General features: G+C 35.0%; 10 protein-coding genes. 1 reads left to right on the top strand and 9 read right to left on the bottom strand.

Going from position 1 to position 10262, the window contains the following annotated elements:
* Positions 1-5 precede the first annotated feature (5 nt).
* Both A3M9_RS0101890 and glp read right to left on the bottom strand, forming a co-directional pair.
* Entirely contained in the window at positions 6-1874 is a 1869-nt protein-coding gene (locus tag A3M9_RS0101890; RefSeq protein ID WP_027307706.1) for a molybdopterin biosynthesis protein, read from the bottom strand.
* Between the two features lie 4 nt (positions 1875-1878).
* The gene (gene glp / locus A3M9_RS0101895) at positions 1879-3066 is read right to left on the bottom strand and encodes a gephyrin-like molybdotransferase Glp (protein WP_027307707.1); all 1188 of its coding nucleotides are present in this window, start codon (positions 3064-3066) and stop codon (positions 1879-1881) included.
* A gap of 108 nt (positions 3067-3174) precedes the next feature.
* Between glp and A3M9_RS0101900 the strand changes: the two genes are divergently transcribed.
* Complete coding sequence (locus A3M9_RS0101900; RefSeq protein ID WP_027307708.1) at positions 3175-3672, top strand: molybdenum cofactor biosynthesis protein B; 498 nt, start codon at positions 3175-3177, stop codon at positions 3670-3672.
* An 11-nt stretch (positions 3673-3683) separates the two neighbouring features.
* Here the strand turns inward: A3M9_RS0101900 and A3M9_RS12955 are convergent, their stop codons facing one another.
* The 7 genes from A3M9_RS12955 to nuoE all read right to left on the bottom strand — a co-directional run bounded on the left by A3M9_RS12955 (position 3684) and on the right by nuoE (position 9888).
* Entirely contained in the window at positions 3684-3917 is a 234-nt protein-coding gene (locus A3M9_RS12955) for a MoaD/ThiS family protein (protein ID WP_035165650.1), read from the bottom strand.
* On the bottom strand, positions 3910-4632 hold the full coding sequence (locus tag A3M9_RS12960; RefSeq protein ID WP_035165652.1) for a HesA/MoeB/ThiF family protein: 723 nt from the start codon (positions 4630-4632) through the stop codon (positions 3910-3912). Before A3M9_RS12960 ends, A3M9_RS12955 begins: the two co-directional genes overlap by 8 nt.
* Positions 4633-4933: 301 nt before the next feature.
* Positions 4934-5362 (bottom strand): hypothetical protein, encoded by a 429-nt coding sequence (locus tag A3M9_RS0101915; RefSeq protein WP_027307709.1) that lies wholly within the window; start codon positions 5360-5362, stop codon positions 4934-4936.
* A 113-nt stretch (positions 5363-5475) separates the two neighbouring features.
* A complete protein-coding gene (locus A3M9_RS0101920) occupies positions 5476-7215 on the bottom strand; it encodes an NADH-dependent [FeFe] hydrogenase, group A6 (RefSeq protein WP_027307710.1) in 1740 nt (579 codons plus the stop codon).
* Positions 7216-7230: 15 nt separating this feature from the next.
* Positions 7231-9021, bottom strand: coding sequence for an NADH-quinone oxidoreductase subunit NuoF (locus tag A3M9_RS0101925; RefSeq protein ID WP_027307711.1), 1791 nt, complete (start codon positions 9019-9021; stop codon positions 7231-7233).
* 10 nt (positions 9022-9031) lie between these two features.
* Positions 9032-9397: a ferredoxin gene (locus tag A3M9_RS0101930; protein WP_027307712.1), complete on the bottom strand. Its 366-nt coding sequence runs from the start codon at positions 9395-9397 to the stop codon at positions 9032-9034.
* Entirely contained in the window at positions 9394-9888 is a 495-nt protein-coding gene (gene nuoE / locus A3M9_RS0101935) for an NADH-quinone oxidoreductase subunit NuoE (protein WP_027307713.1), read from the bottom strand. Before nuoE ends, A3M9_RS0101930 begins: the two co-directional genes overlap by 4 nt.
* Positions 9889-10262 lie beyond the last annotated feature (374 nt).

Raw genomic sequence — 10262 nt, forward strand, 5'->3', positions numbered from 1 at the left:
CACCTTTAATATATTATATCTAAACTATTTATCTCATAGCCTCCAATTTCATAAAGTTTATTTTTAAACTCCTCTGATTTTACAACCTCTAAGAAGCATTTAAATCTTTCGTCACAGAGCATATCCCTTGTTACTGCAATATCATATTCCTCAAAGCAAACAGGTATAAATTCAAGTCCCATAAATTGTGCTGCAGATAACACCCCAAGTCCGCAATCTGCACTTCCTGAAGCTACCTGTGCTGCTACATTGAGATGAGTTACTTCCTCTCTTTCATATCCATTAATTTCCTTAGAGTTTATTGAAAGCTTATTTAGATGATAATCAAGAAGCATTCTTGTTCCAGAACCTTTTTGTCTATTTACAAATCTTACTCCCTTTAAGTCTTCAAAGCCCTTTATATTTAAAGGATTACCCTTTTGAACCATAAAGCCCTGAACTCTTTTTATAAACTTTAATAAAGCAAAGTCTCCTAAATATCTTTTTAGATAGCTTGTATTATATTCTCCCTTTTCATCAAGAAGATGTACAGGTGCTATATGAGTCTCTCCCCTCTTAAGTGCCATAATACCACCCATACTTCCAACGTGGGTAGAGTTAAGATTAAAGCCTCTTTTATTCATCATATCAGATATAATATCAAGTACAACATCGTGACTTCCTATACAAACAAGTGTACTATCTACATCCTTTATATCCCTTAATAGTCTAACGTTTACCTTCTCTCCTGCCTCAAGTCCCTCTGTGTTTTTATCTATAACCAAAACACCATCTGCAGTTGTTAAGGACATTGTAACACCTGCACCTCTTCCAATTGGAGATGCAATAAGTTTATCCTTTACTTTACCAAGTTTTACCCTTACAAACTCATCATTCTTTAAGGAGGAATTTATCTTCTTTGTTAAGATAGCTTCAACTTCTCTTTTTTCCTCGGTTTTTGCCTTTAAAACTGTATCAAATCCTACTTTTACAATGTTCTCCATAACAAAATAGGCTGAAACAGGATATCCTGGAACTCCAAATATAGCCTTACCCTCTGCCATTGAAAAACTTGCAGGTCGTCCAGGTTTTATTGAAACACCGTGAAATTTTAATTCTCCAAGTGTACTAAGTATATCCTCTGCAAAATCGCCTCTTCCCTTTGCTGAGCCTGCATTTACAATTACAATGTGGCATTCATCAATGGCCCTATGTGCTACCTCCTTTATTTTTTCAAAGTCATCCTTAACTATGTCATATCTTATAGGTTCTCCACCCCATTCTTTTACTAATGCCGCAAAGGTCCAAGAGTTAAAATCTATAAGTTCCCCTCTTTTAGGCATAACTCCAACATCAACAAGCTCATCTCCCGTTGGTATAATTCCTACCCTTACCTTTTCAAAAACCGGTACTTTGTTCACTCCTCCTGCAAGAAGTGATGCAATATCTATTGCCCTAATTTTATGATTTGAAGGAATTATCATTGCACCCATTGGTATATCTTCTCCAACAGGCCTAATATTTTGATAAGGGTGGGCTGGTTTTCTAATAATTACTCCCTCATCAGTTGTTTGTATATCTTCAACCATTATAACACAATCAAAACCTTCTGGTATTGGATCTCCTGTATCAACTACTTCATATTGCCCATTTTTTAATAAAACTGGTCTATTTATGTCTGCATCTAAAGTATATATAAACTTTGTTGCTATACCATCCATTGCAGAGGCAATAAAATGGGGAGAAGATATTTTAGAAAATATAGGCTCTGCAGTAACTCTGCCAAGAGCCTCTCTGGTATCAATATATTCTACTTTAAGCTTTATATTACTACATTCATTTTTTATGATTTCTCTTGCTTCACTTAAATCTATGTTTTTAAGAAAAAGAGCCATATTATCACCTCATAATTTTAACTTCTTGTTCCTTAACAATTCCCTCAAGATCACGCTCTATCTTTATGAAACCATCACACTTTGCCATAACACTAATTGCTGATGACTTTGCATATATTGGATATGCAAAGCCTCCCTCTATCTTAACAGGCAAATATTCCTCTCTTCCTTTGGCCTTGTGGTAATTTTCTCCCATCTTAAGAATTAGAGAATTATCCGTTCTTATTCTGCCAAGCATTCTATCTATTAATTCTGACATTATAAATCTATAAACAACAGCACAGGATAAAGGGTGTCCAGGGAGCCCTACTATGAATTTCTCTCCTACCTTTGCCATCAATGTAGGCTTACCTGGCTTTATTGCAATTCCGTGAAACAATACCTCTCCAAGCCTCTCCATTATATTTATAGTAAAATCCCTATTACCTGCAGAACTGCCTCCTGAAATAAATACTATGTCTGATTCCTTAAGCGACTTATCTACAAGTTCAAATAATTCCTCTTCATTATCCCTTGAAATTCCTTTATATTTTGCATCACATCCGTCCTTAATAAGAGCGGCTGTTAAAAAGTAACCATTTATATCTCTAACCTTTGGAATTTGTCTTTCTTCATAGGGAGAGATTAGTTCATCTCCTGTTGAAATTACAGTTGCTTTAACCTTTCTTTTTACATTAATATTAGTTACTCCAAGCCCTGCTAAAACTGCTATATGCCTATCTTCTATTACAGTTCCCTTTTTTATTACAACCTCTCCAGCCTTAACGTCATCATCTTCAAAAACAACGTTTTCCCATCTGCTTGCTGGCTTATTTACAAGAACTTCATCTCCTAATTCTTCACAGTCCTCAATCATAGCCACAGCATCTGCACCATCTGGAAGCATTGCACCTGTTGGAATGTAAACACATTCACCTTCATTTATAGAATACTCTGGCCTTTCACCAATTACAATAGAACCCTTATTTTTTAGCATAGCAGGCATTGATTCACTACATAGATATGTATCATTTGAAATAAGTGCATATCCATCTACAGACGACCTTTTAAATCCTGGAAGGTTTTCACGGGAAACAACATCCTCCGACAATACCCTGCCAAGTGCATTATTTATATCAACCTTTTCATTATCTACTTCCTTTGCATTTTTGAATATATCTAAAACTTCTGAAACAGTTAGAACCTTAAGCATATTATATGCCTCCCTTCTATATAATAATTTTAACATATTTTATAATTAATAGATACAAAGTTGAAATATTGTGATAAAATAAACTATATATATAAAGGAGGGTTTAAATTGAAGGCAGGAGTTATAACTGTTAGTGATAAAGGTTATGCAGGACTTCGTGAAGATAGTTCAGGTCCACTAATAAAGGAGATGCTAAAGCAAATAAACTGTGAAGTAGTTGAGTACATAATCGTGCCAGATGAAAAAGAGGATATAAAACGCGAACTTATTAGAATGTCAGATTTAGACCTTGATCTAATTTTCACAACAGGAGGTACAGGATTTTCCAAAAGAGATGTAACTCCAGAAGCAACCCTTGAGGTATTAGAGAGACTTGCACCTGGAATTCCAGAAGCAATGAGGCTTCGTTCTCTTCAAATAACGCCAAAGGCAATGTTATCTCGTGGAGTTGCAGGAATTAGAAAAAACAGTATTATTATAAACCTTCCTGGGAGTGCAAAGGCTGTGAAGGAACATCTTGAGGTTGTTCTTCCAGTTTTAACCCACGGAGTTGAGATATTAAGGGGAATAGCAAGTGAATGTGGAACAAATAAGGTGGCTAAATAGCCACCTATATTTTAGCCCCCTCCTAAATAAGGATAAAAACCTACGTTGTCTCCGTCCTTTACTTTGTCATCAAGCGTTGCATTTTCTCCATTTATTGTACAAGTGAATATCTCTTCTTCTGGTAGTCCAAGTTTTCTTAAAACATCCCTTAAAGTTGCACCCTCTTCAAGAGTTATTTCAAAATTTTTGTTAGTCTCTATGTATTTGGATAACATTGCAAAGGCCTTTGCATTTACTTTAATCATTTTTTTCACCTCCACATACTGGACAATTCATATCTCTTTTTACTTCTATTGTTTGAAAATCATCTTCAAATAAATCTATATAGATAAGTTTAGTTGAAGGCTTACCAATAATATATCTTATTGCCATATTAGCCTCTATAGCACCTATTACAGCAGTTATACCGTTTATTATACCTGAATTTCTTGCTGTATACTCCTCATTTGTCTTTTTCTTCATAAAGCATTTCAAGCAGGCTGTATCTTTTGGTATAATTGTCTTTGCCATACCAAAGGCAGCCGCAACTCCTCCATATATCCAAGGAACATTATTTTTTACTGCATATTCATTTATAATCTCCCTTGTACTGAAATTATCTGTTGCGTCTATTATTATATCACAACCTACAGCATATTTGCTAATTGTCTCTGTTGTAATTTTATCACAAATAGGCTCAAGTTCAACTTGTGAATTTATAAGCTTTAACTTATTCACTGCTGCTATAACCTTCTTTTCTCCTAAATCCTTCTCATCAAAGAGCATCTGCCTTTGAAGATTTGAAAGCTCTACAACGTCCATATCAACAACCCTTATAAATCCTACTCCAGCTCTAACAAGACTATTTAAAATGCTTGTACCAAGTGCACCCGCTCCAATAACCAAAACCTTTGCATTTAATATTTTATTTTGTGCCTCCTCGCCAATTACAGCAATCTGTCTATCATATCTTTCAAGCATATTAAGCACCACCTAATAATATATATTCAAGTTTATTTATATCATCTTTTTGTATTATCGTAAAGTAATAAGTAAAATTTTATTATAAGTTTTATAACTCTAAATAAGCTATTACAATTAAAACTTGCTTAACCTTTATAGCTATTTTAAAGTTATAAATATTTAGCCCCATACAGATTTTATTTTAACTCATTAAGCTTTAAAATACTTAAGAAGAGCTAAATAAAATTCTTTTATGGGGCTTTTTTAAATATATTTACTTTTATTGTTTGAATTTTTATAAACTCATATTTTATTAAAATCATAGAAATCCCTTGTATTCATCAACACTTTTTTGTTCAAACTGTAAAAGTCCATTTGCTATATCTAACGTCTCCTTTTCTACTCCTTGATATTCCTTTATCTTCTTTGTCATATCTACTATTCCCATTGTACTCCCCTGTATGAGCATTTCTGCCATATGGGATGGCGATTTATCCCTAAGAGTCTTTAAATTTATCATTAAATCAGTAAATGCTTTAGATAAAAGATTAAGCTCCTTAGGCTCTATATTCTTAGATTTGAGCTTGTTATCAGCCATATCATAGAACTTTTGGTATTCATTAAGGTGTTTCTGAAGCACATTTTTCATATTTTCGTCCTTAGTTTCCTTTAAGAGTTGTTTTATAGTTTCTATTCCCATTTGAGCATTTTGATGAATATAGTTTAATAGCTCTATATTTTTATCCATACAAATCCCTCCCATATATTATTTTCCCCAAAACAGATACATATATTTAAGTTTATGTAATAAAATAATATCCATTTGATTATAGTAGTCAAATGGATATTATTTTAAATAAATTATATAGTTTCTCTTGGAGTATAATGAGTATGTAATATTTTATGAGCCTTATGACCTCCATATTCGCCCAAATACTCTTGATATAGCTTTATAACAGCAGGATTTTCGTGGGATTTTCTAATTGGCTTTCTTCTATCCTCCTCGTAAATTGCATTCATCCTTGCCTTAACTATTTCAAGATTTCCGTGGTGATAAGGCTGACCTCCACCATCTATGCATCCTCCAGGACAAGCCATTATCTCAATTGCGTGATAGAATCTCTTGCCATCCCTTATATCCTCCAATAGTCTCCTTGCATTACCAAGACCGTGGGCAACACCAATCTTAAGTTCCATATCCTTAAGCTTTACTGTTGCCTCTTTTAGTCCATCCTCAAAGCCTCTAACTCCGTGGAACTCAACATCTTGTAGTGTCTCACCTGTTACCCACTCATAAGCTGTTCTTAATGCTGCCTCTATTACTCCACCTGTTGTACCAAATATTACTGATGCACCAGTTGATTCTCCAAGTGGATTATCAAAATCCTCATCGGGGAGTTTTGTAAAATCTATTCCTGCCTCTCTTATCATCTTTGCAAATTCCCTTGTAGTTATAACATAATCAACATTTTCAACTCCATCTGATTTTAACTCTTCCCTTTGAATCTCATACTTTTTAGCAATACAAGGCATTACTGATACTACAACTATCTTATCAGCAGGTATGTTGAATTTTTCTGCAAAATATGTCTTTGCTATTGCTCCAAACATCATATGAGGAGACTTGCAGGTTGAAGGTATATCTAAAAGCTCAGGGAACTGGTGCTCTATGAACTTAACCCAACTTGGGCAACAACTCGTAAGAATTGGAAGCCTTCCCTTTCCATTAAGCCTATCTATAAACTCCTTTGCCTCTTCAACTATTGTTACATCGGCTGCAAAATCTGTATCAAAAACCTTTTTAAATCCAAGTCTTCTTAAAGCAGCAACCATCTTTCCTGTAACTATAGTCCCAGGTTTTAAACCAAACTCCTCCCCTAATGCAACTCTTATTGCTGGTGCAGTTTGAACTATTACATATTTATCTGGATCGTGGAGTGCATTCCATACATCCTGTACATAGCTTACTTCTGTAAGTGCTGCTGTTGGACAAACTGATACACACTGTCCACAGAAGGTACATTGGGTATCAAGCATTGGTAGATTAAAGGCTGGTCCTACTACTGTTTCAAAACCTCTATCTACAGCAGAATAAACGCTACAGGTTTGAACTTCATTGCACATTGTCTCACAACGCCTGCACATTATGCACTTATCTGGATTTCTATAGAGTGCACCACTTGAACTGTCCTTCTCATATGTTGACTGTTCACCTTCAAATCTAATCTGTCTAATACCTAAGTCTGCAGCAATCTTTTGAAGGTCACAATTTCCATTCTTTTCACATACCAAGCAATCTGTAGGGTGATCTGAAAGCAAAAGTTCTACCATTGTCCTTCTTGCTCTTATCGCTCTTTTTGTATTTGTTTTAATTACCATACCTTCAAAACATTCTGTAGCACAAGCAGGCGCAAGATTTCTCCTTCCTTCAACTTCAACTAAACATACTCTACAGGATGCTGTTCTATTTACCATCTTTATATCGTGTAAATTTAAGTGGCATAATGTAGGTATATTTATATTTACCATTTTTGCAGCATCTAATATTGTTGTACCTTCTGGCACCTGCAATTTTATATCATTTATAGTTACATTTATCATGCTATCCCTCCCAACTTACTTTCTTGTGATAGCTCCAAATCTACAAGTCTTGTAGCACTGACCACATTTTATACATCCATCTCTATCTATTACGTGTACCTTCTTAGGTTCTCCGTGGATTACATTGACTGGACATACTTTTGCACAGGCAGTACATCCTACGCATTTTTCCGGAATAATATAGTACTTTAAAAGATCCTTACATACACCTGCAGGACATTCCTTATCCCTAACGTGAGCTAAATATTCATCATAGAAGAATTTCATAGTGGATAAAACAGGGTTTGGTGAAGTTTGACCAAGACCACAAAGAGATGAATCTTTTACTGTTTCAGCAAGCTCCTTTAGCATTTCTAAATCTTCCATCTCACCCTTGCCCTCTGTAATCTTATTTAATATTTCAAGTAATCTCTTGTTCCCTACTCTACAGGCAGTACATCTTCCGCAGGATTCATCACAGCTAAACTCAAGGTAGAATTTTGCAATATTAACCATACAGTCATCCTCATCCATTACAATCATTCCACCAGAACCCATCATTGAACCAAGTGCTGTTAAATTATCATAGTCTATTGGTGTATCAAGGTATTCTGCTGGTATACATCCTCCAGATGGGCCACCTGTTTGAACAGCTTTAAACTTCTTTCCTCCTTTAATTCCTCCACCTAATTCATATATTATCTCCCTTAATGTAATTCCCATAGGAACTTCAACAAGCCCTACATTGTTTACCTTTCCTGCAAGTGCAAAAACCTTTGTTCCCTTGCTCTTTTCGGTTCCTATGGATGCAAACCATTCTGCTCCATTTAATATAATAGGTGCAACGTTTGCAAAGGTTTCTACATTGTTAATATTTGTAGGTTTTTTCCAAAGACCAACCTGTGCTGGATATGGTGGTTTTACAGTTGGCTCTCCACGTCCACCTTCAATGGAATTTATAAGTGCAGTTTCCTCACCACATATAAAAGCACCAGCACCTATTTTAATTTCTACATCAAAACAAAAATCTGTTCCAAAAATGTTTTTACCTAAAAGACCTAATTCCCTTGCTTGGCTTATTGCAATTCTTAATCTATGAATTGCAAGAGGATATTCTGCTCTAACATATATATACCCAAACTGTGCACCAATTGCATAGGCTGCAATTGCCATTCCCTCTAAAACTGAATGTGGATCTCCTTCAAGTATGCTTCTATCCATAAATGCCCCAGGGTCACCCTCATCAGCATTGCATATTACATATTTTATGTCTGACTGTGATTTTCTTGTTGCCTCCCATTTTACGCCTGTTGGGAATCCTCCACCTCCACGGCCCCTAAGTCCACTCCTTTTAACAATATCAATTACTCCCTCAGGAGTCATTTCTGTTAAAACCTTGCCAAGTGCCATATATCCATCAGCTGCAATATATTCATTTATATTTTCTGGATCAATCTTTCCACAGTTTCTTAAGGCAATTCTAATCTGCTTTTTATAGAAAGGTATTTTACTCTGTTCTGGAAGCTTTTCATTTGTATCTGGTTCTACATATAATTTTTCTTGATATACTCTTCCCTTAACAACGTGCTCTGCTACTATTTTTCTTGCAGAATCCTCATCAACCTCAACATAAAATACATTATCTGGCATAACTTTAACTATTGGTCCCTTTTCGCAGAAACCAAAACACCCTGTCATAAGAACACTAACTTCGTTTTCAAGGTTAGAATTCTTTATTTCCTCCCTTAAAACCTCTAAAACCCTATTGCTGTTGGAGGCTTGACACCCTGTACCACCACATACCAAAAGTTCCATTCTAACTGGCATATTATCCCTCCTATCCTCTTAAAACCCATTCTCTTATTACTTCTCCATTTTTAACGTGCCTTTTTACTATCTCCCTTGCCCTTTCACTATCAACCTTACCATATAAAATCGGTTCACTGTTTGGCATCCTTACCTCAACGGTGGGCTCTGCATAGCAAAAACCCATACATCCTGTTTGTACTACAACTGCATTATCGATATTTTCTTTTCTCACTTCTTCAATTATTGCGTTTATTGTATTTCTTGCACCTGCAGCAATTCCACAAGTTGCCATACCAACAAGTATTTTTATATTTTTTTCTTCCGCCTCCCTGTTTTGTAATGTGTCCTTGTACTGTTCTCTAATTTTTTTAAGTTCCTCTAATGATTTAATCATTGAGTGCTACCTCCCTCTCTATATTCATCTAAAATGGCCTTAACATCCTCAACCTTAACCCTTCCATATACCTTACCATCCACCATTACTACTGGTGCAAGTCCGCAAGCTCCAACACATCTTAAACTATCCACTGTAAACATACCATCTGGCGACATATTGCCCTCTGTTATATTAAGTTGCTTTCTAAGTTCCTCTAATACCTTATCAGCACCCTTTACAAAACACGCTGTACCCATACATACGTTTATTACGTGTTTGCCCCTTGGCTCCATTGTAAAATAGGAATAGAAGGTTGTAACTCCAAATACCTTTGCTGCTGGAATTTTAAGCTTTCTTGCAATAAAAAGTTGAACATCCTTAGGTAAGTAGCCAAATATCTCCTGAGCCTTGTAAAGAACTCCAATAAGTGCTCCTTCCTTCTGCTCTATAGAGTCAATATAGTCTTCAAGTCTTTTTAATTTTTCAGAATCAACATCATATTTAGCCATAAAATTCCTCCTCTTTTAAAAATCTAATCACACCTAATAAATATTTTTTCCAAAAACGTAAAATAAAATACAATTTAAATATCATAAAAAAGTAGGAGTCTTATATATTTTTACAAAATAAAAAGGTTCTATAATAAATGTTGGGGCGTAGCCCCAGCATATTTTTTTACAAAAAAAATATGCACCTGTTTTAGATGCCTGGTAAAATTAAATTAACTACAAAAATATTACCTGAAAGGAGGCATCCTACAAGTGCACACTAATAATTGTATCAAAAATTTACTTGGTTTTAAAGATGTTATTATAACAAAAGTACTTGATAATGTTTGCTATGAAATTTATTTAGAAATGAAAAAGAAGCCTCATACTTGTCC

This window comes from Caloramator sp. ALD01 (assembly GCF_000472625.1).
Lineage (GTDB): Bacteria > Bacillota > Clostridia > Clostridiales > Caloramatoraceae > Thermobrachium > Thermobrachium proteoclasticum.

Excerpts from the sequence above, each read along its gene's own strand:
- A3M9_RS0101890 (WP_027307706.1), bottom strand. The coding sequence starts at position 1,874 with ATGGCTCTTTTTCTTAAAAACATAGATTTAAGTGAAGCAAGAGAAATC.
- glp (WP_027307707.1), bottom strand. The coding sequence starts at position 3,066 with ATGCTTAAGGTTCTAACTGTTTCAGAAGTTTTAGATATATTCAAAAAT.
- A3M9_RS12955 (WP_035165650.1), bottom strand. The coding sequence starts at position 3,917 with ATGATTAAAGTAAATGCAAAGGCCTTTGCAATGTTATCCAAATACATA.
- A3M9_RS12960 (WP_035165652.1), bottom strand. The coding sequence starts at position 4,632 with ATGCTTGAAAGATATGATAGACAGATTGCTGTAATTGGCGAGGAGGCA.
- A3M9_RS0101915 (WP_027307709.1), bottom strand. The coding sequence starts at position 5,362 with ATGGATAAAAATATAGAGCTATTAAACTATATTCATCAAAATGCTCAA.
- A3M9_RS0101920 (WP_027307710.1), bottom strand. The coding sequence starts at position 7,215 with ATGATAAATGTAACTATAAATGATATAAAATTGCAGGTGCCAGAAGGT.
- A3M9_RS0101925 (WP_027307711.1), bottom strand. The coding sequence starts at position 9,021 with ATGCCAGTTAGAATGGAACTTTTGGTATGTGGTGGTACAGGGTGTCAA.
- A3M9_RS0101930 (WP_027307712.1), bottom strand. The coding sequence starts at position 9,397 with ATGATTAAATCATTAGAGGAACTTAAAAAAATTAGAGAACAGTACAAG.
- nuoE (WP_027307713.1), bottom strand. The coding sequence starts at position 9,888 with ATGGCTAAATATGATGTTGATTCTGAAAAATTAAAAAGACTTGAAGAC.